Origin of the sequence: Corallococcus exiguus (genome assembly GCF_009909105.1) — a bacterium.
GTDB classification, from domain to species: Bacteria; Myxococcota; Myxococcia; order Myxococcales; family Myxococcaceae; genus Corallococcus; species Corallococcus exiguus.
In genome coordinates this window covers 689,660-713,980 of sequence record NZ_JAAAPK010000003.1, presented here as the reverse complement: position 1 = coordinate 713,980, position 24,321 = coordinate 689,660, and the positions used below count along the sequence as shown (strand labels likewise).

Here is a 24,321-nt window from a genome sequence, read left to right as displayed (position 1 = left end):
ACCGCCGGGACCTGGAATTGAAGTCCGTCATGGCCGTGTGGGTCGCCTTCGTGGCGATGAGCGCGGTCTTCCTGGGCCAGTTGTTCTAATCCCGAGCGGAGCCACCCGCCCGGGAACCTGTCAGGGCTTCTTGGGGCGGCGGACGTACTGCTGGATGAAGTCCCGTTCCTCCGCGCGCAGCGAGCTCAGGCGCAACCCGTAGCCCTTGGGGTTCTTGCCGTCGTCCAGGGAGTTCTCCCAGATGACGGAGCTGCGCAGGGTCATCACCCGCTCCGGATCATCGAAGCGCAAGGTGAGCTCCACCTGCGTCCCCAGCCGCAGCGGCCGGTCCGTGCCGATGAACAGGCCGCCCGACGACAGGTTGATGATGCGGTGGTCGGTGAAGATGCCCATGTTCTTCATCGACACCTTCACGTCCGCGTGGAGCCGGTCGTCCGACCGGCGCTCCAGGCCCACGAACTCGGCGCTCGAATACGAGGGCGCGGGGGCGGCCATGGGGCGCCGGAAGGGCGCGGGCGCGGGCGCGGGCGGAGGCGGTGCGGGAGCCGGCGCGGGCGGAGGCGGCGTCACCGGACGCGTCGTGGGCGTCATCACCGGCGGAGGCCGGGGCGGCGCGGACGGAACCCCCGGACGCGTCATGCTGCCCGGCACGGGCGTCGGCGGAATCGCTGCGGCCTGCGGACGCGTGAAGGACCCCGGAACAGGCGTTGGCGGAATCGCTGCGGCCTGCGGACGCGTGAAGGACCCCGGAACAGGCGTTGGCGGAATCGCGGCGACCGGCGGACGCGTGAGGGAACCCGGCACGGGCGTCGGCGGAATCGCGGCGGCCTGAGGACGCGAGGCCTGCGGCGTCATCACCGGCGGCGGACGCGCGGGCACCGCGGTTCCACTCATCGGCAGCGGCGCGGAGGGCTGCGCGCCGCTCAGGTCCAGCCGGGGCGGCGGGGGCGCGGGAGGCTGCATCGCGCCCTGGAGGAAGAGCGTCTCCGCCTCGCGGATCCGCCGCGAGAGGAAGTCGAAGATTTCAACGGAGACCTTGCGCAGCTCCGGATGCAGATCCGACGACAGGTGCTCCGGTGAGAAGCGCTTCGCCATGCGGAAGAAGGCGAGCCGGAACTCATCGAGCGATGCCTGCGGCTTGAGCCCGAACACCTCGTGCGGCGGCAGGTGCAGCAGTCCGCGCAGCTGGTTGCGAAGGCGCTCCGCCTGCTGGTTTTCGACGGAGGGCGTGGGCGCCGCGGTGGTGAACAGGTCGCGGACCTCCGGGAGCTCCTGGAGCGCGACCCAGTTCGTGCCGTCGCGCGACGCGCGCACGGCTGTCTTCAAGCGACCGGAGGCGATGAGGTCGCGGAAGGCTTGCAGTTGCAGGGGGCCCAGCACGCGACCGAGCGAATCTCCCACCCAGTAACCGACAACGGATGACGACACGAGGACCTCAGCGGAATCAGGACGCGAGCGCCTGGCGTACGGCGGCGGCGATCTCCAGGGGATGGAAGGGCTTGCCCACGAAGCCCATGGCCCCCGCGGCGATGGCCTGCTCCACCACGGGCTCCGCGTCCATGCTGCTGATGACCAGCACGCGCGTCTCCGGTGAAACAGTCTTGATGGCGCCCAGCACCTCCAGCCCGCTCTTCTTCGGCATGAAGAGGTCCAGGAACATCACCGCCGGCTGCTCCTTCTCCGCCAGCGCCAGCCCTTCCTCCCCGTCCGCGGCCTCCAGCAGCCGCAGGTCGATCCCCGTGTCCGCGATGACGTCCTTGAGGATGCGACGCACGAAGCTGTCGTCATCCACCAACAGCAGGGTAGGTAGTCCGGGCATGGGCGGGAGGATACATAAGACGCGCGACGTTTGGGCGTGCGCATCCCACGTGCCTGCTCGGCTTTTGGGTTAAGGGGTGGGCATGTCCACCAATCCCGCGCTGTCCCATTTCGAGGCCCACAAGGCCGCGTACCTGGAGGACCTCAAGGCCCTCGTACGCATACCCAGTGTGTCCTTTCCCGGGTTCGACGCCGCCCTTGTGCGAAAGAGCGCGGAGGCCACCGCGGCCCTGTTGAAGGACCGTGGGTTTGAAAACGTTCAACTGCTCGAAATCGAGGGCGCGCATCCGTATGTCTATGGCGAGGTGCTCAAGGCGCCGGGCCGTCCCACGCTCCTCCTCTACGCGCACCACGACGTGCAGCCCGCGGGAGACGAAGCGGCCTGGAAGAGCCCGCCCTTCGAGCCCGAGGAGCGCGACGGCCGCCTGTACGGACGCGGCGCGGCGGACGACAAGGCAGGCATCGTCGTGCACACCTCCGCCGTGGACGCGTGGCTCAAGAGCACCGGCCAACTCCCACTCAACGTGAAGGTCATCATCGAGGGCGAGGAGGAGGCGGGCAGTGACCACCTGGGTGCATTTCTCCAGAAGCACGCGAAGCTGGTGGCGGCGGACGCCATCGTGTTGACGGACACGACCAACTTCGACACGGGCCTGCCGTCCATCACCACGGCGCTGCGCGGGCTGGTGACGGTGGACGTGGAGGTGCGGGGGATGCAGCAGGCGGTGCACTCCGGCATGTGGGGCGGGCCCATTCCGGATCCAGCGATGGCGCTGTGCCGGATGCTGGCGTCACTGACGCACGCGGATGGCTCCATCGCGATTGAAGGTGTGATGGAGCAGGTGAAGCCGCTGACGGACGCGGAGCGCCAGAGCATCCAGGCGCTGCCCGGCGACAACGCGACCTTCCGCGAGCAGGTGGGCCTGCGCGAGGGCGTGCAGCTGCTGGGCGGTGGGCGGCACCCCTGGGAGACGAACTGGCGCCAGCCGAGCCTGGCCATCAACGCCATCCAGGCCAGCAGCCGCAAGGACGCGCGCAACATCGTGGTGGAGTCCGCGTGGGCGCGCGTGGGCATCCGCGTGGTGCCGGACATGGATCCGGAGGACGTGCAGCGCCGGCTGGTGGCGCACCTGAAGAAGGTGTGCCCGTGGGGCCTGGAGCTGGAGATCCGCGAGGATCAGGCGTCCGGCTGGTGGTACACGGATTCGTCGCATCCGGCGTTCCAGGCGGCGTTCCGCGCGCTGGAGAAGGGCTACGCGAAGAAGCCGGTCACCATCGGGTGCGGTGGCTCGATTCCGTTCGTGGAGCCGTTCGCGAAGGAGCTGGGCGGCGTGCCCGCGCTGCTCATCGGCGTGGAGGATCCGTACACGTACGCCCATTCGGAGAACGAGAGCCTGCACCTGGGCGACTGGGAGAAGGCCATCCGCTCCGCCATCCACCTCTACGAGGAGCTGGCCAAGTCGCTGACCCCTCGCGGCTGAGCGGGGAATGGGGTGGAGTGCGCGCCTCATGCGCTCGCCCCGTCCCGTCTGGAGTGTCCTCGCCGTCCTGAGCTGTGTCCTGTCCTCCACGGGGGCCCTGGGAGCGGAAGCGCCCTGGGCCGTCGTGCTGGGTCAGGACGCGACTGCGCCCGCGCTGTCCAAGAAGCTGGCCGAGCTGAAGAAGGACCGCGCGCTGGCGTGGGTGAAGCCCGCGAAGGGCTTCCCCAAGGTGATGGCCGCGAAGGCGCTTCCGGGGCTCGAAGAGGGGCAGCAGTTCGCGGTGCTGGGCGTGTGCGGCACGAAGGAGGACGCGGACCGCGCGATGGCCCTGGTGCTGCCCTGGGCGCAGGACGCGTCCGTGCGGCAGCTGTCCGGCACCGCCGCGCTGTCGTGCCCCACGCCCAACGCGCTGAAGTCGCCGCTCAAGACGGACGCGAAGGTGGCGGCCTCGCATCCTTTCCCGAACGCGCCGGGCCTGGTGCTCACCGAGCACCGGTTGAACCCGCGCACGGTGATGGAGTGCCAGTCCTCGGACCTGCTCTTGCGCGTGGCTCAGGGGCCGGCCGTGCTGGCGGAGGTCCTGATGAAGGGTCGGTGCGTGGGGCCGTGCACGCCGGAGGATCAAGCCCAGGCGAAGGAGCGCGTCATGGCGCTTCAGGCCCAGGCGAAGCAGGGCAGCACGACAGCGGAGCTGCTCCTCAAGGACAGTGCCACGAGCTGCATGGCCCGGGATGCACGCGTCCAGAAGGTGGTCACCGACCTGGGGATGCCCATGGCGGTGGTGGCCGTCGGCTCGACCATCGTGAGCATGAAGAAGCCGGACGGCGTCCTGATGGCGCCGGGCTGCGGGAAGCTGGTGGAGTCGCCCTCCCTGACGGAGCCCGGGGCGGACGACCTGTCGCTGGTGGAGCTCATGGCGGATCAGCCGGGACCGGAGGCGTGGAAGCGCTTCAATGTCTCCACGGCGGGCCAGCACGTGGCCCATCTCGTGTGGAACGCCCGCAAGTGCGAGTGGCAATCGGACGCCCCGGAGCCCGAAGGCCAGGACATGTGACGTCCTGGCCCGTGCCCGCGGCCCGTTACAGGCCGCGGAAGCGGTCCGTGGCCTCGATGAGGGCGGACGTGTTGCCGGGCTCGTTGGCGGAGTGGCCCGCGTCCGGCACGATGACGAACTGGGCCTCCGGCCACGCGCGGTGCAGAGCCCACGCGCTCTCCGGCGGGCACACGACATCGTAGCGGCCCTGCACGATGACGGTGGGGATGTGGCGGATGCGGTGCACGTCGTCCAGCAGCTGGGTGTCCGTGCGCAGGAAGCCCTTGTTCACGAAGTAGTGGCACTCGATGCGCGCGAAGGCGATGGCGAAGTCGTCGCCCGCGTTGCGCGCGATGAGCTCCGCGTTGGGGTACAGGCAGCTGGTGCGGCCCTCCCAGACGCTCCACGCCTTCGCGGCCTCCTGCTGTGAATGCTTGTCGTCACCCATCAGCCGCTTCGCGTAGGCCTGGAGCAGGTTGCCGCGCTCTTCCTCGGGGATGGGCGCGAGGAAGTGCTCCCACGCGTCCGGGAACATCGCGCTCGCGCCGCGCTGGTAGAACCAGTCGATCTCCTGCTTGCGCAGCAGAAAGATGCCGCGCAGCACCAGCTCCGTGACGCGCTCCGGGTGGGCCTCCGCGTACGCGAGCGACAGGGTGCTGCCCCACGAGCCGCCGAAGAGCATCCAGCGCTCCAGGTCCAGGTGCTCGCGCAGCCGCTCCATGTCCGCCACCAGGTCCCAGGTGGTGTTCTCAATCAGGCTGGCGTGCGGCGTGCTGCGGCCACAGCCCCGCTGATCAAAGAGGATGATGCGGTAGACGCTGGGGTCGAAGAAGCGGCGCTGCTTCGGGTCGGTGCCGCCGCCCGGGCCGCCGTGCACGAACACCACGGGCTTGCCCTTCGGGTTGCCGCTCTCCTCGAAGTGCACCGTGTGGCCACCGGTGACCTTCAACTGGCCGGTGCGGTAGGGCTCGATGGAGGGATAGAGCGTTCGCAGCGGCGTGGGTGCGGGCACGGAGTTCCTTCCTTGGGAATGAGGTGCGGCGCAACCTAACAACAGACGGCGCCCACGGGGCGAGCCGTTCAGAGATACCACGTCAGCCCGAGAACGAGTCGCCACGGTCCTCCTTCGAGGATGGTGCCGCGCTGATGCGGGCCGCCATCGCGCTCCTGGAAAATTTCACGCCGGAGGCGAGGAGGACGAGCAGCGTGAAGGGACTGCGAGGCACGGAGGGCTCCGGGGGAGGGACTGCTTCCTCCTACGGAGCGGCCACCGTGCCCTGGTCGTCCGCGCTCAGGGCTTCGGCGGTTCCGGCGGCTTGGGCGCGGGCGGCACGCCGCGTCCGGCCTGGGCCACCATGCGCACCTCGGCGTTCTCCCCGAGCGCGAAGCCGTCGCCCTTCGTCTCCAGGTCCGTCGCCTCGATGACGTCTCCGCGCTGGAGGTGGAAGAACTTCTCGTTCTTCTCCGAGCGGTGGCGCTCCTGCATCGCCAGGCCCACGCGCCCCTCCGGTCCGCAGCCGATGTAGCGCTGGCGGCCCTTGCCCTCCAGCGACTCGCTGACGATGCGGAACAGCCGGCCCGGCGGCGGCTCCGGCCACGGCTCGCCCTTGGGCGCCAGCAGCAGGTAGCTCATCTTGAGCGATTCCTTGTGGAAGCCCGCCACGCGCGCCAGCTCCTCCACCACGCGAGGCATGGGCCACGCGCGCTCGGCGTGGCACCAGTCCGTCTCCTTCACCAGCGCGGGGCACGCGCCGCGATACATGCACGGCGCGCGGATGGCGTAGCCGCGCTCCACCATCAGGTCGCGCACCTTGAGCAGGTTGCGGCTCGTCTCGCGCAGCGCGGGCTCCATCACCAGCAGGCTGCCGCCCTTCTTCACCTTCGCGAGCACCGACTCCAGCAGCGCCGCGCGCGGCTTCAGCGCTTCATCCGTCGCGCCGTACAGCTCGTTCACGACGTGTCCCATCGTGATGAGGTCGTACTGGCCATCCGGCAGCGTGGCGTTCTTCTTCATCGGATCCCACTCGCGCGTGGCCATGGCCTCGCCGGCCTCCGTGGCCAGCTCGCGCGCCAGGTTCAGCGCGGGCTTGCTGCGGTCCGCGGCCGTCACTTCGCTGGCGCCCGCGTCCATGGCCGCGAAGGCCACCGGGCCCGGGCCGCTGCCCAGGTCCAGCACCTGCCGCGGGCGGTTCGGCAGCTCACCCAGCACCTGGCGCGCCTGGGCGTAGGACACCGGCCAGTAGAAGAGGAGGTAGGCGCCCAACAGGCGCGGGTCGTCCATGTACCGGGCGCCGGCCAGCTGGCGCTCGCGGGTGAGGCCGTGGGACAGCTGCTTCACGCCCGCGCCCACCTCCTTGACCTCCTGCGGCGTGAGGCGTCCTTCCGGCCCGTCCTCCCGGCCCCGGGACGCGCGCCACACGGAGATGAGCCGGGGCAGCCATCGCTCCAGGTCCTTGCTGTATGCGTTGCTCATCGTTGCCTTCACATCAGGGGTCGCCACCCGGAGGCGACCGCGTTAAACCCATCCCGCCATGATTTCCGTCCGAGGACTGCGCAAGCACTATCAGGTCCACAAGCGCCCGCCTGGCCTGAAGGCGGCCCTGCGCTCGCTCGTCCACCGCAGTTACACGACCGTCAAGGCCGTGGACGGTATCTCCTTCGACATCAAGCCCGGGGAGCGCGTGGGCTTCCTGGGCCCCAACGGCGCGGGCAAGACGACGACGCTCAAGGTGCTCGCCGGCCTGCTCCACCCGTCCGAGGGTGAAGTCACCGTGGATGGCCACGTGCCCCGGCTGCGCGAAGAGGCGTTCCTCAAGAAGATCATGCTGGTGATGGGGCAGAAGCAGCAGCTCCTGTGGGACCTGCCTCCGTCGGAGACGTTCGAACTCAACCGCGCCATCTACGACGTGCCCCGCCTCCAGTACAAGCAGACGCTGGATGAGCTGGTGTCGCTGCTGGAGCTGGGGGACCTCATCGGCAAGCCCACGCGGCAGCTCAGCCTGGGGGAGCGGATGAAGTGCGAGCTGGCGGCGGCCCTCATCCACCGCCCCCGGGTGCTCTTCCTGGACGAGCCCACCATCGGCCTGGACGTGTCCATGCAGGTGACGATGCGCGCGTTCATCAAGGCCTACAACGAGCAGACGGGCGCCACGCTCATCCTGACCAGCCACTACATGGACGACGTGGCGGCGCTCTGCCCGCGCGTCATCGTCATCGACAAGGGGCAGCTGTCCTACGACGGCAGCCTGGACGCGCTGGTGCAGCGCGTGCGCCCGGAGAAGCGAGTGGTGCTGCGGCTGGGCCAGCCGGTGGACGCAAGCCTGCTGGCTCCGCTGGGCAAGGTGGTGTCGCACGAGCCGGGTTCGGCGGTGCTCCAGGTGCAGCAGGACGCGGTGAACGCCACGGTGGGCCGCGCGCTGTCCACGCTGCCGGTGACGGACCTGACGGTGGAGAACGCGCCCCTGGAAGAGGTGATGAGCGAGCTGTTCCAGGAGAGCAAGGCGCGCCGGGCGGAGGCCGCCCGGGAGGCGGTGACGGCGTGAGCCTGCGCACGGCCCTCAAGGCGCTGCCCACGATGCTGCGCATCGGCTTCTCCGAGGCGGTGGCCTACCGCGCGGAGATGATCATCTGGGTGCTGGCCACCACCATGCCGCTCATCATGCTGGCGCTGTGGTCGGCGGTGGCGCGCGGCGGGCCGGTGGGGCGCTTCGGGCAGGCGGAGTTCACGGGCTACTTCCTCGCGGCCTTCTGCGTGCGGCAGATGACCAGCTCCTGGGTGGCGTGGCTGGTCAGCTACGAGGTGAAGCAGGGCACGCTGGCGATGCGGCTCTTGCGGCCCATCTCCCCGCTGCTCGCGTACGCGACGGAGGTGTTGGCGGGCATTCCGCTGCGCGTCGCCATCGTCCTGCCCGTGCTGGGCATCAGCCTGTGGGTGGCGGGCGCCGAGCGCGCCGTGCCCACGTCGCTGGGAGGCTGGGGGCTGTTCGCGCTGGGCATCGTGGGCGCGTGGCTGATCACGTTCTATCTGAACGTGCTGCTGGGCACGCTGAGCCTGTTCCTGGAGAGCAGCCAGAAGCTGATGGAAGTCTACATGGTGCTGTTCTTCGTCTGCTCCGGGTACATGTTCCCGGTGGAGTTCTTCCCGCCCGGCGTGCGCACCGTCATGGAGTGGTTGCCGTTCCGCTACCAGATGGGGCTGCCGGTGGAGCTGATGACGGGGGCGCACGCGACGAAGGAGGCGTGGGAGTTGCTGGCCGCGCAGTGGACGTGGGTGCTGGGCCTGGGCGTGGTGTCCATGGCTGTCTGGCGGCGGGGCCTGGCGCGCTTCGCGGCGTTCGGAGGGTAGGGCGGTGGTGAACGCGAAGCGCTACCTGCGCCTGCTGGGCGTGCAGTTGAAGGCCTCCGGGCTCTTGGCATTGCAGTACCGCGCGGACTTCCTGGCGGAGGGGCTGACGTCGTTGGCATGGACGTTCACCGCGCTGGCGCCGCTGTTCGTCGTCTTCAACGCGCGGCCCAGCATCGAGGGCTGGACGTTCCAGGAGTCGCTGCTGGTGGTGGGCTGGTTCACGTTGCTCCAGGGGGTGCTGGAGGGCGCCATCAGCCCCAGCCTCACGGGCATGGTGGAGCACATCCGCAAGGGCACGCTGGACTTCGTGTTGCTCAAGCCCGCGGACGCGCAGTTCCTGGTGTCCACGCAGCGCTTCCTGCCGTGGCGCGCGGTGAACGTGCTGTCCGGCGTGGGGCTGTTCGTCTACGCGTTCGTGTCGCTGGGGCGCTGGCCGTCGCTGCCGGGCGTGTTCGCGTCGCTGGTGTTGCTCGGGACGAGCATGCTCATCCTGTATTCGATGTGGATCCTCGTGGTGAGCGCTGCCTTCTTCGTGGTGAAGGTGGACAACCTCACGTACCTGTTCACGTCCATCTTCGACGCGGCCCGCTGGCCGTCCTCGGTGTTCCGGGGCTCGCTGGCGTGGGTGTTCACCTTCATCATCCCGCTGGCGCTGATGACCACCTTCCCCGCGCTCGCGCTGCTGGGCCGGCTGCCGTGGACCTGGCTCGTGGGCGCGGTGGTGGGCTCGGTGGCGTTCGCTGCAATGGCGCGTTGGGTGTGGCTGATGTCCATCCGCCACTACACGTCCGCGAGCAGCTGAAGCCTCAGGGCCGCCGGGGCGCCTGCCGGGCCCACTCCGCGCGCACCAGGTGGGGGAGCAGCCTGGCGTAGGCATGGCCGGGGTAGCGCTCCTTCAGCTTCGCCTCCACCGCCGCGAGTGGATCCCCGCTGGGGTGTTCCGAGCGCCGCTCGCGGGTCACTTCCTCTCGCACGGCCTGGACGTAGGCGGTCTGCGCGTCCAGCAACTCCGGGCCGCCGGGCAGGCCGCGCCCCGGGTGGATCCACTTCGGTTTCAAGGCGCGCAGTTCGTCCAACCGCTGGAGCCACTCGGTGGTATCGCCGCCTTCGAACCAGGTGTGCGTGTCCCGCGCGACGAGGTCGCCGGTGAAGAGGTGGCCCTCCCATTCCACGACGACGTGGGCCGCGCTGGAGCCCGCGCCCAGGACGTGGACCTTCAGCGTGACGCCCGCAGCGCTCAGCTCCCGGGTGCTGTCGCCGAAGCTGTCCGCGAGCACGAGCTCCCGGGGGTAGCGGCCGTTCCAGTACTGCTTGAAGAGGGAGGGCGCCCACTTCTCGTGGACGGCGGGAATGCGCTCGCGCACCGGGCCGGAGGTGACGACCGTAACTCCCAACTCCTTGAGCAGGGCCGTGCCGTTGAAGCTCTCCGGATTCGCGTGGAGGACGATGGCGAGCTTCGCCTCCTTGCCGGTGACGTCCTTCGCGAACGCCAGTTCCTTGCGCAGCGCGGAGGGCAGCAATTGCGTGTCGATGAGGACCAGGCCCTCCGGACCTTCAATCCAATAGGACGCGGTCTGAAGTGACCACTGGGAGGAGATGTATTCGCCGACCCGGAGGTCGCCCTGCTCCTGGAGGGAGCGGGAGCGGTAGTGGGTCTCGACGACAGGCTGGGTCGCGCCGCAGCCCCACAGGACGGCGGCCAGCGTGGCGGCGAGAATCATTCTCATGAATCCCGATGATACCTGCGGGTGCTGATTGATAGGAATTCCGTTGTTGTATTTCCTTCGTCTGGGTTAAGGGGCCGCCCCCCATGCGGTGAAAGCCGCATCCCCCATGAAGTGAAGGAAGTCCCCCTCGATGACCCGTATCCGTTTTCACGGCCTGCTGGCCGCGCTCGCGCTTGCGTGCGCGACAGCCTGTGCCCCCGAAGCTCCGTCTTTCATTGACGCTCCCTCCACCTCCGCCTCTCGCCTGGACGCGTCCTCGTGGGGCAGCGCCGGCACCATGGCTTCCGTGCGCGTGGACGCCACCGCCACCCTGCTGCGCAATGGCTATGTGCTTGTCGCGGGCGGAGGCACGTCCGCCGCGGAGCTGTATGATCCGCGCACCAGCCGCTGGTTCTCGCTGGGCGCCATGGCCACGAGCCGCCAGCGCCACACCGCCACGCTGCTGGCCTCCGGCAAGGTGCTGGTCGTGGGTGGAGGCACCTCCGTGCTGGCCTCGGCCGGCGCGGAGCTCTTCGACCCGGACACCAACAGCTGGTCCGCGGCGACGGGACTGGACCTGCCCCGCACCCAGCACACCGCGACGCTGCTCCCTGATGGCCGGGTGCTGGTGGCGGGCGGCGACAGCGGCTTTGGCAACGCGCTGTCCAGCGTGATGCTCTACTCCCCCGCGACCCATTCCTGGTCCGTCACCGGCCCGATGAGCGCGGCCCGCCTGGGCCATGCGGCGACGCTGCTGCCGGATGGGCAGGTGCTGGTGACGGGCGGGCGGGACAGCGCCAACGGGAACGTGCTCGCGACGGCGGAGCGCTATGACCCCGCGACGGGCGCGTGGACGGCGGTGGGCTCCATGGTCACGCAGCGCACGGGGCACACGGCGACGCTGCTGCTCTCCGGGCAGGTGCTGGTGGCGGGCGGTTTCGCGGGCAGCCTCGCCACGAATACATCCGAGTTGTTCGACCCGGGTACAGGCAGCTGGACGTCCCAGGGCGCGCTGCCGTCCCAGTCCGTCTTCCACACCGCGACGCTGCTCACCTCCGGGCAGGTGCTGGTGACGGGCGGCTCCACGGGCGGCCAGCCCTACCTGGACAGCGCCGCGCTCTACACGCCGGCCACCGGCGTCTGGACGGCGACGGCGACGATGGCCTCGCGCCGCATCAGCCACGCCTCCGCGCTGCTCCCGACGGGAGAGGTCCTCGTGTTGGGCGGCGTGCCCCAGGCGGGTTCGCGCAGTGCGTCCGCGGAGCGCTACCGCCCGTCCATCCTGCCGTGGAGCACGGCCGCGAGCCTCGGCTCCGCGCGCTCGCAGCTCAGTGCCACCCGGCTGAACACGGGCGACGTGCTGGTGGCGGGCGGGGCGTCCTCCTCGGGCGCCGCGCTCGTGAGCGCCGTGCTGTACGACGAGGCGACGAACAGCTGGCAGGACACCGGCTCGCTGCGCACCGCGCGCTTCCTGCACTCCGCCACGCCCTTGAATGACGGCCGCGTGCTGGTGAGCGGCGGGCAGCGGGACGCCTCCACCTGGTTGTCCGCCACGGAGGTGTATGCGCCCGCCACGGGGACCTGGACGCTGGTGGGAGACCTGGGGACGGGACGGGCTCGTCACACCGCGACGCTGCTCCCGGGCTCTGGCCAGGTGCTGGTGACGGGGGGCGCGTCGGGCTCGAGCACGTCCTCCACGCTCGCCAGCGCGGAGCTGTTCAATCCGGCCACGGGCACCTGGAGCGCCACGGGCGCCATGGGACACGCGCGCACGTACCACACGGCCGTGCCGCTGCCTTCGGGCGAGGTGCTGGTGATGGGTGGCAGCTCCACCGGGGCGGACGCCATCACCGCGAGCGCGGAGTTGTTCAATCCGGCCACGGGCACGTGGCGGCCCACGGCGTCCATGGCGGTGGCGCGCTACGGCCACATCGCGGTGCCGCTGGGCAATGGCAGCCAGGTGCTGGTGGCGGGCGGCTGGGGCGTGGGTGGGCCGCTGCGCTCGGCGGAGCTGTACGACGTCGCGCAAGGCACCTGGAAGACCGTGGCGTCCATGAACATGCCGCGCTACCTGCCGCACGCCACGGCGCTGGCCACGGGCCGCGTGCTGGTGGTGACAGGGGAGGGCGGCTCGGGGTTGGGCGTGCTCGACTCCTCGGAGGTGTATGACGTCGCGATGAACGCGTGGACGCCCGCGGGCATCCAGTCCACGCGCAACACGCACCACGGTCTGGCCCTGCTGCCCTCCGGGCGCGTGCTGGTCGCGGGCGGCAGTGGAAGCGGTGGCGCGCGCTCCGCTGTCGACGTGTACACACCGGCGCCTTGAGCCGAGGCACACGGGGCGGGTTCATGCGCTGCCTGCCCCGTGTTCAGGCCCCCGCGTGCGGTGCTTCGTGCGCCGCGTCCCCGCGGGCGTAGTACGCGAGGCATTCGTCCTCGCGCCCGCGCACCACACGTCTGCCATTGAGCGGGCCGGCGTGGGAGGTCACCACCGTGCACTGGCCTTCCACGTCGCCCTGGTCGTAGTAGAGGACCACCCAGTCATCCGTGGCGTGCTGCTGGTGCGCCAGCGCCGTGTTGGAGAACAGCGCGCGGAAGTTCCAGTCGTCCACGTGCTCGCGCAGCACCGGCAGCCAGGCCTCGCCGGAGGGATTGAAGCGCTTGGGCGCGATGCGACGCAGCTCCCCGTCCTCCGCTCTCCGCCGGTAGTCCGCGTCCACCCGCAGCAGCAGCGCCACGGTGGGGCGCGGTCCGTCCTCTCGCCCGTGCTCCCGTCCCCGCTCGCGCTCGCGCCGGTTGCGCCCCAGCCGCGCCGCCAGCACCTCGCGCACCTGCTCCGCGCGCCGGGGCCCGAATCCCTCCACCCGCTCCAGACGCCCGTCGTGCGCGGCCAGCTCCAGCGCCTCCAGCGTGGTGATGTCCAACGCCTCATGGATGCGCTTCGCCAGCTCCGGTCCGATGCCGGGCACGCTGGCGAGCAGGCCCTCGGGGGACGCTTCACCCTCCAGCCGATCGAGCAGCCCCACGTGCCCCGTGCGCACCAGCTCCGCGACCGTCGCCGCGATGCTCTTTCCCACGCCGGGCAACGCCCGCAGGCCCGCCTCTCCCTCCGCCGCCAGCACCTGCGCGACAGAGTCCGGCCAGTTCGCGATGGTCGCCGCCGCCTTGCGGTAGGCCCCTATCCGGAAGGGCATCGCGTCCTGCGTTTCCAGCAAGTCCGCCACCCGCTCCAGCGCGTCCGCGATGTCGATGTTGCTCTTCCATTCGACGCCCATGGTCCGTGAAAGGTAGGGGCTCCCCGGGAGGGCGGCCACCCCGTGAGCCGACACCCGCGCACATGGCGGCCGCCCACAGGGAAAATTCCCCGCCCCGCAACCGCGCCGGGTCCACTGGGTTGGAAGGAACAGCAGGCAGTCATGCGAACCTAGTCGACCTGGAGGATGACGATGCGCTGGAACAAGACGTTGGCGGTGGGTGCGGCCCTGGTGCTTTCGACGGCGTGCGGCGGGGTGGATGATCAAGAGGCGGTGGCGTCCCTGCCGGACTTCGCGGGCACGTCGCTGGAGATCAACACGAGCGCGCTCGCGCAGGACGGCGCCGCGCTCGTGGCCCAGGACCTGATGCAGGTGGAGGCGTCGCTCGACGGGCAGGGCGCCGCGATGCTGGAGGGCGCCCGCCTGGAGGTGAAGGCGCTCAACGACACGCTCCGGCAGGTGCTGGTGCCCATCGCGGACCTGGCGAAGCAGTCCGCCAACGAGCAGCCCGGTGAGGTGCTGGTGTACGGCCCCACCGACCGCGCCAACGCCACCTTCACGCTCTCCATCCGCGAGGGCACGGGTGGGCGCTACCAGTGGAAGCTGGAGGCCCGTCCGCTGAACAGCAAGGACGACGTCGCCTACAAGCTCATCGCCGCGGGCGCGCTCAAGCGCAGCGGCGACGCGCACCGCGGCCGGGGCACGCTGGCCATCTCCCTGGACAACCTCAAGGCGGTGGCCCCGGCCTACGCGGGCCAGGGCAAGCTGATGATGTCGTTCGCCCACTTCGGCAAGGGCAGCAAGTCGCTGGCGTACCGGCTGGCCAGCTTCACCCCGAACCCCGCCACCCACGAGGCCGTCACCGGCGCCTTCGTGGGACACAAGATTGAAGCCACCGGCGTCACCCGCGTGCGCGTGCTCGGCCCGTACAACCTGCCCGGCACCGCGACCTCCGCGAAGGAGAAGGTGCTCTCCTCCGTGCGCCACATCCCCGGCTCCGGTGGCCGCGTGGACGTGCGCGCCTGGGGCGGCGACATCGCGGCGAACACCTACTACGTGGGCAGCGCCTGCTGGGACTCGCAGGAGAAGGAGGTCTACCGTGTCCTCCTGCAGTGCTCGGACTCGAGCCGCCCGGAGAACTGCACGGAGGTGGCCGGCAGCCGCGTGGGCAGCTCCCAGGCCTGCCCCGCGGTGGAGCTGCGCGGCGACGTGACGCCCCCGGAGGGCACCGGCGACGCAGTGACGCCCGAGCCCGGCAACCCCGGCGCGCCGGACGACGTGCCCACCGATGTCACCCCCGACTTCTGAGCCCAGGGCGGCCCGCTCGGCGAAACCAGGCGGCCGTCACCCGGTCGGAGTGGCGGCGTTGAACACCGCCAGCTGCGCGGCGAACGCGCGCTGGTAGGCCGGGCGCGCTTCGGCGCGGGCGATATAGGCGGCGAGGTTCGGATACGCGTCGACAATGCCCGACCCCTGCGCCCTGCGCAGGACCGTCACCATGAGGAGGTCGGCCGCGCTGAAGGCGCCGTCGAGCCAGTCGGCGGCGCCGAGGTGCGCGGAGAGGTCGTCCAACCGCTTCCGGATGATGTCGTCCAGCGCGCGCAGGCGATGCTCGTACCAGGGCTGGTCTCGCTCGAGAATCATCACCAGGCTGCGGTCGAAGATGGGCGGCTCGACCGTGTTGAGCGACGCGAACATCCACCCGACTGCGCGAGCGCGGCCATTCGCATCTTCCGGCAGCAGGCCGGCATGGCGATCCGCGATGTGGAAGACAATCGCGCCGGACTCGAACAGGGCGAGCTCGCCCTCCTCGTAGGTTGGAATCTGACCGAACGGATGCAGCGCCTTGTGCGCGGGCTGCTTCATCGCCTCGAACGACAGCAGGCGGACGTCGTAGGGCTGGCCCACCTCTTCCAGCGCCCAGCGCACCCGCATGTCCCGCGCCAGTCCCCTGCCGCGATCCGGCGAGCGTTCAAAGGCCGTGATGGTGATGGTCATGTCCTGCTCCTGGATGTCTGGGGGCCTGGGCCGTCAGGGTAGGGCGGATGCCACCACCGCGTCCGCTTCGATTTCCACCAGCATCCGCGGGTCGATGAGTGCCTTCACCTCCAGCATGGAGGTGGCGGGGCGGATGGCCGCGAACACCTCGCCGTGGGCGCGGCCAATCTCCTCCCAGCGGGAGATGTCGGTGACGTACATGCGCGTGCGCACCACGTCCTCCACCCGGGCGCCCACCGCTTCCAGGGCGGCGCGGATGTTGGCGAGCGCCTGGGCCGCCTGCCGGTATGCGTCCCCTTCACCCACGAGCTGGCCGTCCGCGTCCGTGGCGGTGGTGCCGGAGACGGACACGAAGGGCCCCGTGCGCACCGCCCGCGAGTAGCCCACCCGGGGCTCCCAGGGGGTGCCGGTGGCATGGAGGATGCGCTGCATGGCGTGCTCCGATGTGGGCCTGAGGGAGGGCTGCCCCGGAGGGCCGGAGCCCGGCCGGACCTCCAGGCGCTGCTTGCACAGCTGCAAGGAACGACCGCCCGTGATAGTTGGCCTCGGATCATGGCCAATGAGCTCGAGAGGGAGGTCGCCCGGCGACGGACCTTCGCCATCATCTCCCACCCCGACGCGGGAAAGACAACCCTGACGGAGAAGCTGCTGCTGTACGGCGGCGCCATCCATCTGGCCGGCAGCGTGAAGGCCAAGAGGGCGCGGCGGCACGCGACCAGCGACTGGATGGAGCTGGAGAAGGAGCGCGGCATCTCCGTCACCTCGTCCGTGCTCCAGTTCAGCTACCGCGACCACGCGGTGAACCTGCTGGACACCCCGGGCCACCAGGACTTCTCCGAGGACACCTACCGCACGCTGTCCGCCGCCGACGCGGCGGTGATGCTCATCGACGCGGCGAAGGGCGTGGAGCCCCAGACGAAGAAGCTCTTCAAGGTGTGCCGCCTGCGCGGCATCCCCATCTTCACCTTCGTCAACAAGCTGGACCGCTACGGCCGCGAACCGCTGGAGCTGATGAACGAGCTGGAGCAGGTGCTCGGCATCCGCTCGTACCCCATGAACTGGCCCATTGGCATGGGGCCGGAGTTCCGGGGCGTCTACGACCGGCAGGCGCGCGTGGTGCACGTGTTCTCCGCGGAGGGCTCGCACGGCGAGTCGGAAGTGACGGAGCGCTCGGTGTCCATCGACTCGGAGGAAATCAAGTCGGTGCTCACCGAGACGGAGCTGGCGAAGCTCCAGGAGGACATCGAGCTGCTGGACATCGGCGGGGACGAGTTCACGCGCGAGAAGTCGGACGTGGGGCAGCTGTCGCCCATGTTCTTCGGCAGCGCGATGACCAACTTCGGCGTGAGGCCCTTCCTGGACGCGTTCCTGGACCTGGCGCCCGCGCCCACGTCGCGCCCCACCACGCAGGGCCCGCGCGAGCCCACGAACCCGAAGTTCGCGGGCTTCGTCTTCAAGATTCAAGCGAACATGGACCCCGCGCACCGCGACCGCATCGCGTTCATGCGCGTGGTGTCCGGCCGCTACGTGAAGGGCATGAACGCGTTCCACTCGCGCCTGGGCAAGGAGGTGCGGCTCGCGAAGCCCAGCCAGTTCCTCGCCGCCGAGCGCACGTCCATTGAAGACGCGTGGCCGGGGGACGTCATCGGCCTGTTCGACCCGGGGCAGTACCGCATCGGCGACTCGCTGGCGGAGGGCGCGCAGGACGTGCTGTTCGAAGGCGTGCCGCGCTTCAGCCCGGAGTTCTTCGCGGTGGTGCGCTCCAAGGATCCGCTGCGCCGCAAGCAGATGGAGAAGGGCCTGGAGCAGCTGTCCGAAGAGGGCACGGTCCAGATCTTCCAGCAGCTGGCCATGGGCATGAAGGACCCCATCGTCGGCGTGGTGGGCGCGCTCCAGTTCGAAGTGCTCCAGTACCGCCTGGAACATGAATACGGCGCGAAGATCGCCCTGGACCGGCTGCCCTTCAGCCACGCCCGGTGGGTGGTGGGCCAGAACTTCGACCCGAAGTCGTTCGACTGGGAAGGCAACCGCCAGACGGTGCAGGACCGCGACGGGCTGCCCCTGGTGCTCTTCCGCGACGACTGGGCGCTCCAGCACGCCGAGGACAAGCACCCGGAGCTGAAGTTCGTCTCCGAGGCCCCGCTCCTGCGCCAGTCCGCGTCGTCAGCGACCGGCAGCTAGGAACGCAAAGGGCCGGGGGAAAGCCCCCGGCCCGGCAGCGACTACTTGTGCGGCACCACCGTGCCGCCTCGGAAGGCGGAGTCGCGCAGCACCAGGCCCTCCTTGCAGAGGCGCGCGGCGCGGTTGCCCACGAAAAAGTCCTTCGGGTCACCCCGGCGGAAGGTCTTCTTCACGAACTCCTCCACCTCCATGTAGAGGCGGCGGAACTTGTCCGGGGCGGCGTCGCGGCGGCCCGTCTGGGACGTCACCTCCAGCTCCACCCACATCTTCCCGCTGAGCAGCTCGCCCTCTTCGTTGCGGCGCGAGCGCTCGATGAAGATGACGGGCGAGCGCACCTCGTCGATGCGCCAGAAGCCCTTGTCCGGGCCGCGCTTCACCTTGTCCACCATGGCGGGGCCAATCTCGCTGGCCACCAGGTAGAGGTCCTCCTCCGGCAGGCGCGAGATGTTGTCCGGGTTGGCCCGGAAGGGTACCCAGTCCGGCGGCACGCGCCGGGGGTAGACCTCCAGGACGTGTCGCTCCAGGTGACGGAAGAAGGCGACCTCGTCGTCGGGTGCCATGAAGAATTGGAGGATGTTGGCCATCGCGGGCGTCCTCATACCCTGGAAGCGCGCTAGAAACACAGGCCATGGACTCCTGGCTGCGCGCACGGATGCATGAGCTGAATGACCTGAACAGCGTCATCAACCTGGCTTCCTGGGACCGGGAAGTCTACCTGCCCTCCAAGGCGGCCACCGCCCGCGCCCAGCAGATGGCCACCGTCCAGGCCATCCACCACGAGCGGCTGGTGGATCCGCGCCTGGGAGAGGCCCTGGCCCGCGCCGGGGAAGGGGGCCAGGACTTCGAGGCCCTCACGCCCGACGAGCGCGCCATGGTGCGCGTCCTCACCCGAGAGCGCGACCGCGCGGTGCGCCTGCCCGCCCGGCTGGTGACCGCGCTGGCGGAGGCCCAGGGCGAGGGACTCCAGGCCTGGCGTGAGGCGCGCACCACGAAGCGCTTCGAGCGTTTCCAGCCCGCGCTGGAGGCGCTGCTGGCCTTGCGCCGTGAGCAGGCGGACGCGCAGGGGCACGACGGAGAGCGCTACGACGCACTGCTGGAAGGCTTCGAGCCCGGCATGCGCGTGAAGCGACTGACGCCGGTGCTCACCGCGCTGCGTGAGGCGCTCATCCCCATGGTGGCCGCGCTCGGCGAGCAGAAGCGGGCCTTCCCCGCGTTCCTCTCCGGCCGCACCTACGACACCGGCCAGCAGTGGCAGTTCACGATGCGGCTGCTCAAGGCCGTGGGCTTCGACCTGGAGTCGGGCCGCCAGGACGTGAGCATCCACCCCTTCACCAACAGCGTGCACGCGCAGGACGTGCGCCTCACCACGCGCCTGGATCCGGTGTGGCCGCCGGCCGCCCTCTTCGGCACGCTCCACGAGGCGGGCCACGGCCTGTACGAGCAGGGCTTCTCCCCGGAGCACCACCGCACGCCGCTGGCGTCCGTGCCCTCCATGGGCCTGCACGAGTCCCAGTCCCGCCTGTGGGAGAACCTGGTGGGCCGCGGCCGCGCCTTCTGGGTGAGCCACTTCCCCGCGCTGAAGGAGTCCTTCCCGGAGGCGCTGGCGGACGTGGACCTGGACGGCTTCCACGCGGGCATCAACCACGTGGTGCCGTCGCTCATCCGCGTGGAGGCGGACGAGGTGACGTACAACCTGCACATCGCCCTGCGCTACGAGCTGGAGCTGGCGATGCTGCGCGACGAGCTGCCCGTGTCGGAGCTGCCGTCCGCGTGGAACGAGCGCATGCGGCGCTACCTGGGGATGACTCCCCCGGACGACACGCAGGGCGTGCTCCAGGACATCCACTGGGCCTGGGGCGAGCTGGGCTACTTCCCCACGTACTCGCTGGGCAACCTGTACGCGGCCTCGCTGTACACCGCCGCGAACCGGGCGCTGCCGTCGCTGGAGGCGGACCTCGCGCGGGGCGACACGTCGTCACTGCTGGGGTGGCTGCGCACGAACCTGCACTCGCACGGCTTCCGGCTGCCCGCGGAGGAGCAGGTGCGAGCCATCACCGGCGAGGGGCTCACGGACCGGGACTTCCTCCAGTACCTGCGCGCGAAGTACGGCGCGCTGTACGGCATCAAGCTCTAGCGCCCTCTAGAGCCTCAGGCCGCGAACACCAGCGGGCGGCACGCGCGCGCCAGGTGCAGCGCGTCCCTCGCGAGCGCGTGCGCGTCCGGGTCCTGCGCCTCCAGCCACGCGGCGCGGGCCACCTGGCTGCCCAGCTCGAAGCACAGGCTGGCGGTGCGGCGCGACAGGCGGCTCTCCTTCTGGAGTGCGCGCACGTTGAGCTCGCACAGCTCCGCGCACTGGCGCAGCAGGCGCACCGCGTCGTCATCCGCCGCGACGCCCTGGGCCCTCAGACGTGCCATGCCCGCCTCGCAGGCCGTCTGGCACTTCAGGCTCGCGGCGATGCACCGGGAGACCTCGATCCGCGCGCCGCCTGTCCTGGCTCCCAACATGACCACGCCCTCCCTCTGTGCGGCGTCAAAGGTACGCACGGACGCCGTTCTCGCAACCAGCACCGGAGCCGCAGATGAGGCCTGAACACCTGCGTTCCGGGGTCATGGACAGCGAGCCGGCAAGGGATGCAGAAGCGCCGCGCACGATTCGGCCGAAGCGTACAGCAGTTGCCTCTTCGTCGTGGTGAACGTCAGCTGCCTGGCACCGGAAAGAGCTTGAGCAACGCGATCAGCTTGTCGCCATACAGCTTGATCCGTTTTTCCCCGAAGTACGGCAGCTGCGAGAGCTCCGCGACGTCCGCGGGAGGCTTCGACGCCAGCGCGTCCATGAGCGGATTGGTGAGCACCACGCTGGGCGTCACCTTGCGCGCCGTGGCCTGCTCGACGCGGAACGCCTTGAGCGCGTCCTCGCGCTTGCGCCGGTGGGGGTCGCGCGGACCCTTGGGTTCGCGGTCGAGGTCCAGTTCGCCCCGGGTGGCCTTCTGCTGGTTGTCGCGGATGAGGGCGAGGATGTCGTCGCCGTGCGCGCGCACCACCGCGCCCCGCACGCCGGCCGCGCGCGCCAGGTCCTTGTGCGTGTCCGGCTGCTTCAGGGCCAGGTCGGTGATGGCCATGTTGGACAGCATGCGGCCCATGGGCACGTTGTCCTTCTCCGCCCACTCCAGCCGCAGCTTGTGCAGCCCCTGCGCGATGGCATGCGCGAGCGCGTACTGCGTCGTGCTCAGGCCGCTCTTGGACAGCTTGGGCTTGTACTCGGCGCCTGTCTCCGGCCGGGCCTCGGCCTCCGCGCACATGCGCTCGCAGTCCAGCAGCACCTCCTCCAGGATGTCCGCCTCGCGGCACGCGTCGCGCACCTGGCGGCCCAGCTCACAGAGGTAGCGCACGTCGTTGGCGATGTAGTCGCGCATGCCCTCGGGCAGGGGACGCAGGGAGAAGTCGGACTGCTGGTGCTCCTTCGGCAGCTCGACGCCCAGCCGCTCGCGCGCCAGGTCCGCCAGGCCCACCTTGGGCCACCCCAGGAGCGTCACCGCGCGGTGCGTGTCGAAGAGGCCGCGCACGCGCACGCCTGCTTCCGCCAGGAACTGCAGGTCACCCTGGGCGGCGTGGAAGTACTTGGTGCGCCCGGGGTCCTCCATCATGGGAGAGAGCAGGCGCGGATCCACGCCCGGTTGGAGCGTGTCGAAGAGGAAGATGTCCGTGTCGGTGCCCAGCTGGAGGAAGCACAGGCGGGCGCGGAAGGCGTGCATGGCGTCCGCCTCCAGGTCCACCGCCACTTCTGGCGAGGCCTCCAGCATGCGCGTGGCGGCTTCCTCGCCCGCGCGGTCCACCACATCCAAGGCACCCTGAGGGAAGGTCGGCATCGCGGGGAGCAGGCTAGCGGACCGGCCCGCCCCTTTGACGTGTTTTTTCCCGAACCGCCGCTAGGATGGCCCCGCCGATGAACGACGCCCAACGTCTTGAAAAGAGCCTGCTTGGCCACATGGGCCGGGCCATCGCGGACTTCCGCCTCATCGAGGCCGGGGACCGCATCATGGTGGGCGTGTCGGGAGGCAAGGACTCCTACACGATGCTCCACCTGCTGCGAGAGCTGCAGCGGCGAGCCCCCGTGAAGTTCGACTTGCTGGCAGTGAACCTGGACCAGGGCCACCCGGGCTTCCCCGGGCACATCCTGGAGGGCTACTTCCAGAAGGAGGGCTACGCCTACAAGATGCTGAAGGAGGACACCTACAGCATCGTCCTGGAGAAGACCCCTCCCGGGAAGACGCAGTGCTCGGTGTGCTCACGCCTGCGCCGGGGCATCCTCTACAACGCCGCCGTGCACCTGGGCTGCAACAAGATTGCCCTGGGCCACCACCGCGACGACCTCATCCACACGATGCTCCTGAACATGTTCTTCGCCGGGAGCCTCAAGGCGATGCCGCCGCTCTTGAAGAGCGACGACGGCCGCAACGTGGTCATCCGGCCGCTGTGCTACGCGCCGGAGAAGGAGATCATCCAGTTCGCGGAAGCGAAGCAGTTCCCCATCATCCCCTGCGACCTGTGCGGGTCGCAGGAGAACCTGCAGCGCAAGCGGATGCAGAAGCTGGTGGAGGACCTGGGCAAGGAGATCCCCAACGTCCGCCAGAGCCTGCTCAACGCGATGTCGAACGTGCGGCCCACGCACCTCTTGGACAAGACGCTGAACCCGGACCCGCTGAACGCGACGGAAGACGGGCCCGCGGTCACCCCCCCCACCACCGACACGCAAGGGAGCGCCAGTCCATGGCTCGAGAGCAGGCAGTAAAGGCGCGCAAGGAGCGCAACGCGGCGCTGGTGGAAGCCATGTTGCTGGCCGCGATGGCGGACGGCAGCGTGTCCCAGCGCGAGATGCAGACGTTGCTGGCACGAGTGCTGGAGCGCCCGGAGTTCGAGGGCACGCAGTCGGGCGAGCTGAACCAGCTGGTGGAGACCAGCGCCGTGCGGCTGGCGGAGGCGCGCAACCTGGAGGACGTCCTCTCCTCGCTGCGCCGGCGGCTGCCGGACCACAAGAACCGGATGCTGGCCTTCGGCCTGGCGGCGGCGGTGGCGCTGGCGGATCAGCGGGCCACCCGCTCGGAGCTGGGGCTGCTGAAGACGTTCCAGGCGGCGCTGGGCATCTCCGAGGACGAGGTCGCGCAGATCATCGACGTCATCGAGCAGGGGGGCAGCCTGTCGGAGGCGCTGGGCGAGCCCCTGGAGCGGCTGTTCGCGGAGGTGATGGTCCTGGTGCTGGCGGCGGACGGCCAGCTGAAGGAGGCGGAGGCGCGCGCGATGGTGGAGAGCTTCGCGGCGGATCCGCTCTTCCAGAACGTGAGCCCGGAGCGGGCGCAGGGCTTCGTGAGCGAGTCCGTGGCGGCGCTGGCCACGGACGGGCTGCCGCAGCGGCTTCATGTCCTGGCGCACGGGCTGGCCACGCACTCCCAGCGGGTGAAGGCCTACCAGCTGGCCACGAAGATCGCCCATGCGTCCGGGCGGACGAGCACCGCGGAGCAGCGGATCCTGGATCTGCTCCAGGCAACGTTCGGTCTTGCGGACGATGAAGTGGCGCGGTTGGACCAGCAGGGGTAAGCAGGGAATTGTATGACCCCGCAAGTTCCCTCCGGTTCGCGCCACTCCTTCCGTTTCGGCCTGCCGCCGTCCTTGGGCAGCGAGACGGCGCGCGAGCGTGCGGAACGGCTCGCGTCGTTCCTGCAACGCGCGTTGGGCAAGCTGGTGGAGGTGAACGTCGCCACCAGCTACGAGACGCTGGCCAAGGACCTTTTGTCCGGGCGAGCGGACGCGGCCTGGGCGCCGCCCTTCGTGTGCGCGCGCATGGAGGCCATGGGCGTGCGGGTGCTGACGCGCGGGGTGCGCCGGGGCATGTCCAGCTACCGCTCCGCGCTGGTGGGGCGGGCGGGCTCCGGGCTGACGCTGGAGAAGCTGAAGGGCGCCTCGGCGGCGTGGGTGGACCGCGATTCGGTGGCGGGCTACCTGCTGCCCAGCGCGTTCCTGAAGACGCAGGGGCTGGAGCCGTCGCGCGCGTTCGTGTCGCAGCAGTTCACGGGCTCGTACCAGGGCGCGCTGGAGGCGGTGCTGGAGGGCAGGGCGCAGGTGACGAGCGTCTTCTGTCCGCCGTCCTCCACGGGGCTCACGTTCACCACGGGCGTTGAGGACGTGCTGGGGCCGGGCATGGGCGCGAAGTTCGAGCTCCTGGCGTACACGGATGAAGCCCCCAACGACGGCGTGCCGGTGGCCATGGGGCTGCCCGCGCCGCTGGTGACTGCGCTGGAGACGGCGCTCCTGGGGTTGCAGTCCACGCCGGACGGGCAGGCGCTGCTGCGCGACATCTTCAACGCGGACCGCTTCGAGGTGGCGCCGCGCATGGGGTACCGCGCGCTGTACCGCGTGGCCCTGGCGAGCCTGTAGCCGAGCACGGTTCCGGCGCCGCGAGGTCCGCGTCGCTCGCGGGACCCGTGGGCTCGCTTCGAGCGGAGCCCGAGGC

At 70.1% G+C, this 24,321-nt stretch carries 23 protein-coding genes; 12 read left to right on the top strand and 11 right to left on the bottom strand.

Translation table 11 applies throughout. The features are described 5' to 3' along the window. Positions 1 to 120: 120 nt before the first annotated feature. Both GTZ93_RS14395 and GTZ93_RS14390 read right to left on the bottom strand, forming a co-directional pair. On the bottom strand, positions 121 to 1,428 hold the full coding sequence (locus GTZ93_RS14395; RefSeq protein ID WP_139917025.1) for a TIGR02266 family protein: 1,308 nt from the start codon (positions 1,426 to 1,428) through the stop codon (positions 121 to 123). A 16-nt stretch (positions 1,429 to 1,444) separates the two neighbouring features. Further along, positions 1,445 to 1,819 carry a response regulator gene (locus GTZ93_RS14390; RefSeq protein ID WP_120577507.1) on the bottom strand — a complete coding sequence of 125 codons (375 nt, stop codon included), beginning with the start codon at positions 1,817 to 1,819 and terminating at the stop codon, positions 1,445 to 1,447. An 82-nt stretch (positions 1,820 to 1,901) separates the two neighbouring features. Between GTZ93_RS14390 and GTZ93_RS14385 the strand changes: the two genes are divergently transcribed. Then, a complete protein-coding gene (locus GTZ93_RS14385; protein ID WP_167548062.1) occupies positions 1,902 to 3,299 on the top strand; it encodes a M20/M25/M40 family metallo-hydrolase in 1,398 nt (465 codons plus the stop codon). A gap of 28 nt (positions 3,300 to 3,327) precedes the next feature. Then, positions 3,328 to 4,353 carry a hypothetical protein gene (locus tag GTZ93_RS14380; RefSeq protein ID WP_139917021.1) on the top strand — a complete coding sequence of 342 codons (1,026 nt, stop codon included), beginning with the start codon at positions 3,328 to 3,330 and terminating at the stop codon, positions 4,351 to 4,353. A gap of 25 nt (positions 4,354 to 4,378) precedes the next feature. Here the strand turns inward: GTZ93_RS14380 and pip are convergent, their stop codons facing one another. Next, positions 4,379 to 5,344: a prolyl aminopeptidase gene (pip, locus tag GTZ93_RS14375; protein ID WP_139917019.1), complete on the bottom strand. Its 966-nt coding sequence runs from the start codon at positions 5,342 to 5,344 to the stop codon at positions 4,379 to 4,381. Between the two features lie 279 nt (positions 5,345 to 5,623). Next, entirely contained in the window at positions 5,624 to 6,805 is a 1,182-nt protein-coding gene (locus GTZ93_RS14370; RefSeq protein ID WP_120577494.1) for a small ribosomal subunit Rsm22 family protein, read from the bottom strand. A 58-nt stretch (positions 6,806 to 6,863) separates the two neighbouring features. Here GTZ93_RS14370 and GTZ93_RS14365 point away from each other — a divergent pair, with 58 nt between their 5' ends. From GTZ93_RS14365 to GTZ93_RS14355, 3 genes are read left to right on the top strand one after another with little or no spacing between them, the layout of a single operon-like run. Continuing rightward, positions 6,864 to 7,874 (top strand): ABC transporter ATP-binding protein, encoded by a 1,011-nt coding sequence (locus GTZ93_RS14365; protein WP_120596046.1) that lies wholly within the window; start codon positions 6,864 to 6,866, stop codon positions 7,872 to 7,874. Next, entirely contained in the window at positions 7,871 to 8,677 is an 807-nt protein-coding gene (locus GTZ93_RS14360) for an ABC transporter permease (protein WP_121755293.1), read from the top strand. Before GTZ93_RS14365 ends, GTZ93_RS14360 begins: the two co-directional genes overlap by 4 nt. A gap of 7 nt (positions 8,678 to 8,684) precedes the next feature. Continuing rightward, the gene (locus tag GTZ93_RS14355; protein WP_120577506.1) at positions 8,685 to 9,479 is read left to right on the top strand and encodes an ABC transporter permease; all 795 of its coding nucleotides are present in this window, start codon (positions 8,685 to 8,687) and stop codon (positions 9,477 to 9,479) included. Between the two features lie 4 nt (positions 9,480 to 9,483). Here GTZ93_RS14355 and GTZ93_RS14350 read toward each other — a convergent pair whose 3' ends face one another. Further along, complete coding sequence (locus GTZ93_RS14350) at positions 9,484 to 10,404, bottom strand: MBL fold metallo-hydrolase (RefSeq protein WP_257979084.1); 921 nt, start codon at positions 10,402 to 10,404, stop codon at positions 9,484 to 9,486. 130 nt (positions 10,405 to 10,534) lie between these two features. On the opposite strand from GTZ93_RS14350, the gene GTZ93_RS14345 reads away from it, so the two are divergent. Next, positions 10,535 to 12,709, top strand: coding sequence for a Kelch repeat-containing protein (locus tag GTZ93_RS14345; RefSeq protein ID WP_257979083.1), 2,175 nt, complete (start codon positions 10,535 to 10,537; stop codon positions 12,707 to 12,709). Between the two features lie 43 nt (positions 12,710 to 12,752). Here GTZ93_RS14345 and GTZ93_RS14340 read toward each other — a convergent pair whose 3' ends face one another. Further along, entirely contained in the window at positions 12,753 to 13,658 is a 906-nt protein-coding gene (locus GTZ93_RS14340) for a helix-hairpin-helix domain-containing protein (protein WP_139917017.1), read from the bottom strand. A gap of 171 nt (positions 13,659 to 13,829) precedes the next feature. On the opposite strand from GTZ93_RS14340, the gene GTZ93_RS14335 reads away from it, so the two are divergent. After that, positions 13,830 to 14,945, top strand: coding sequence for a hypothetical protein (locus GTZ93_RS14335; RefSeq protein WP_139917015.1), 1,116 nt, complete (start codon positions 13,830 to 13,832; stop codon positions 14,943 to 14,945). A 36-nt stretch (positions 14,946 to 14,981) separates the two neighbouring features. Here the strand turns inward: GTZ93_RS14335 and GTZ93_RS14330 are convergent, their stop codons facing one another. Together GTZ93_RS14330 and GTZ93_RS14325 are read right to left on the bottom strand one after the other, a co-directional pair. Continuing rightward, positions 14,982 to 15,635 carry a glutathione S-transferase family protein gene (locus tag GTZ93_RS14330; RefSeq protein WP_139917013.1) on the bottom strand — a complete coding sequence of 218 codons (654 nt, stop codon included), beginning with the start codon at positions 15,633 to 15,635 and terminating at the stop codon, positions 14,982 to 14,984. A gap of 33 nt (positions 15,636 to 15,668) precedes the next feature. Further along, the gene (locus GTZ93_RS14325) at positions 15,669 to 16,067 is read right to left on the bottom strand and encodes a RidA family protein (RefSeq protein WP_139917011.1); all 399 of its coding nucleotides are present in this window, start codon (positions 16,065 to 16,067) and stop codon (positions 15,669 to 15,671) included. A 120-nt stretch (positions 16,068 to 16,187) separates the two neighbouring features. Here GTZ93_RS14325 and GTZ93_RS14320 point away from each other — a divergent pair, with 120 nt between their 5' ends. Then, the gene (locus GTZ93_RS14320) at positions 16,188 to 17,816 is read left to right on the top strand and encodes a peptide chain release factor 3 (RefSeq protein WP_139917009.1); all 1,629 of its coding nucleotides are present in this window, start codon (positions 16,188 to 16,190) and stop codon (positions 17,814 to 17,816) included. A gap of 41 nt (positions 17,817 to 17,857) precedes the next feature. On the opposite strand, the gene GTZ93_RS14315 is transcribed toward GTZ93_RS14320, so the two are convergent. Continuing rightward, entirely contained in the window at positions 17,858 to 18,400 is a 543-nt protein-coding gene (locus tag GTZ93_RS14315; RefSeq protein ID WP_120577487.1) for a hypothetical protein, read from the bottom strand. A 44-nt stretch (positions 18,401 to 18,444) separates the two neighbouring features. On the opposite strand from GTZ93_RS14315, the gene GTZ93_RS14310 reads away from it, so the two are divergent. Continuing rightward, positions 18,445 to 19,950 carry a carboxypeptidase M32 gene (locus tag GTZ93_RS14310; protein WP_120577486.1) on the top strand — a complete coding sequence of 502 codons (1,506 nt, stop codon included), beginning with the start codon at positions 18,445 to 18,447 and terminating at the stop codon, positions 19,948 to 19,950. A 14-nt stretch (positions 19,951 to 19,964) separates the two neighbouring features. Here the strand turns inward: GTZ93_RS14310 and GTZ93_RS14305 are convergent, their stop codons facing one another. Together GTZ93_RS14305 and GTZ93_RS14300 are read right to left on the bottom strand one after the other, a co-directional pair. After that, the gene (locus tag GTZ93_RS14305) at positions 19,965 to 20,321 is read right to left on the bottom strand and encodes a hypothetical protein (RefSeq protein WP_120577485.1); all 357 of its coding nucleotides are present in this window, start codon (positions 20,319 to 20,321) and stop codon (positions 19,965 to 19,967) included. Positions 20,322 to 20,512: 191 nt separating this feature from the next. After that, entirely contained in the window at positions 20,513 to 21,682 is a 1,170-nt protein-coding gene (locus tag GTZ93_RS14300; RefSeq protein WP_139917007.1) for a ribonuclease D, read from the bottom strand. Positions 21,683 to 21,747: 65 nt separating this feature from the next. On the opposite strand from GTZ93_RS14300, the gene ttcA reads away from it, so the two are divergent. From ttcA to GTZ93_RS14285, 3 genes are read left to right on the top strand one after another with little or no spacing between them, the layout of a single operon-like run. Then, the gene (gene ttcA / locus GTZ93_RS14295; RefSeq protein WP_120577483.1) at positions 21,748 to 22,605 is read left to right on the top strand and encodes a tRNA 2-thiocytidine(32) synthetase TtcA; all 858 of its coding nucleotides are present in this window, start codon (positions 21,748 to 21,750) and stop codon (positions 22,603 to 22,605) included. Beyond that, positions 22,584 to 23,408 (top strand): tellurite resistance TerB family protein, encoded by an 825-nt coding sequence (locus GTZ93_RS14290; protein WP_139917006.1) that lies wholly within the window; start codon positions 22,584 to 22,586, stop codon positions 23,406 to 23,408. Before ttcA ends, GTZ93_RS14290 begins: the two co-directional genes overlap by 22 nt. A gap of 12 nt (positions 23,409 to 23,420) precedes the next feature. Further along, a complete protein-coding gene (locus GTZ93_RS14285) occupies positions 23,421 to 24,245 on the top strand; it encodes a phosphate/phosphite/phosphonate ABC transporter substrate-binding protein (protein ID WP_121753146.1) in 825 nt (274 codons plus the stop codon). Positions 24,246 to 24,321 lie beyond the last annotated feature (76 nt).

What these genes read in the sequence shown, in the direction of transcription:
- GTZ93_RS14315 (WP_120577487.1), bottom strand. Translation starts at nt 18,400, where the DNA reads ATGGCCAACATCCTCCAATTCTTCATGGCACCCGACGACGAGGTCGCC.
- GTZ93_RS14330 (WP_139917013.1), bottom strand. Translation starts at nt 15,635, where the DNA reads ATGACCATCACCATCACGGCCTTTGAACGCTCGCCGGATCGCGGCAGG.
- GTZ93_RS14385 (WP_167548062.1), top strand. Translation starts at nt 1,902, where the DNA reads ATGTCCACCAATCCCGCGCTGTCCCATTTCGAGGCCCACAAGGCCGCG.
- GTZ93_RS14380 (WP_139917021.1), top strand. Translation starts at nt 3,328, where the DNA reads ATGCGCTCGCCCCGTCCCGTCTGGAGTGTCCTCGCCGTCCTGAGCTGT.
- GTZ93_RS14325 (WP_139917011.1), bottom strand. Translation starts at nt 16,067, where the DNA reads ATGCAGCGCATCCTCCATGCCACCGGCACCCCCTGGGAGCCCCGGGTG.
- GTZ93_RS14285 (WP_121753146.1), top strand. Translation starts at nt 23,421, where the DNA reads ATGACCCCGCAAGTTCCCTCCGGTTCGCGCCACTCCTTCCGTTTCGGC.
- GTZ93_RS14310 (WP_120577486.1), top strand. Translation starts at nt 18,445, where the DNA reads ATGGACTCCTGGCTGCGCGCACGGATGCATGAGCTGAATGACCTGAAC.
- GTZ93_RS14300 (WP_139917007.1), bottom strand. Translation starts at nt 21,682, where the DNA reads ATGCCGACCTTCCCTCAGGGTGCCTTGGATGTGGTGGACCGCGCGGGC.
- GTZ93_RS14345 (WP_257979083.1), top strand. Translation starts at nt 10,535, where the DNA reads ATGACCCGTATCCGTTTTCACGGCCTGCTGGCCGCGCTCGCGCTTGCG.
- GTZ93_RS14340 (WP_139917017.1), bottom strand. Translation starts at nt 13,658, where the DNA reads ATGGGCGTCGAATGGAAGAGCAACATCGACATCGCGGACGCGCTGGAG.
- ttcA (WP_120577483.1), top strand. Translation starts at nt 21,748, where the DNA reads ATGGCCCCGCCGATGAACGACGCCCAACGTCTTGAAAAGAGCCTGCTT.
- GTZ93_RS14390 (WP_120577507.1), bottom strand. Translation starts at nt 1,819, where the DNA reads ATGCCCGGACTACCTACCCTGCTGTTGGTGGATGACGACAGCTTCGTG.
- GTZ93_RS14350 (WP_257979084.1), bottom strand. Translation starts at nt 10,404, where the DNA reads ATGAGAATGATTCTCGCCGCCACGCTGGCCGCCGTCCTGTGGGGCTGC.
- GTZ93_RS14320 (WP_139917009.1), top strand. Translation starts at nt 16,188, where the DNA reads ATGGCCAATGAGCTCGAGAGGGAGGTCGCCCGGCGACGGACCTTCGCC.
- GTZ93_RS14365 (WP_120596046.1), top strand. Translation starts at nt 6,864, where the DNA reads ATGATTTCCGTCCGAGGACTGCGCAAGCACTATCAGGTCCACAAGCGC.
- GTZ93_RS14335 (WP_139917015.1), top strand. Translation starts at nt 13,830, where the DNA reads ATGCGCTGGAACAAGACGTTGGCGGTGGGTGCGGCCCTGGTGCTTTCG.
- GTZ93_RS14290 (WP_139917006.1), top strand. Translation starts at nt 22,584, where the DNA reads ATGGCTCGAGAGCAGGCAGTAAAGGCGCGCAAGGAGCGCAACGCGGCG.
- GTZ93_RS14305 (WP_120577485.1), bottom strand. Translation starts at nt 20,321, where the DNA reads ATGTTGGGAGCCAGGACAGGCGGCGCGCGGATCGAGGTCTCCCGGTGC.
- GTZ93_RS14370 (WP_120577494.1), bottom strand. Translation starts at nt 6,805, where the DNA reads ATGAGCAACGCATACAGCAAGGACCTGGAGCGATGGCTGCCCCGGCTC.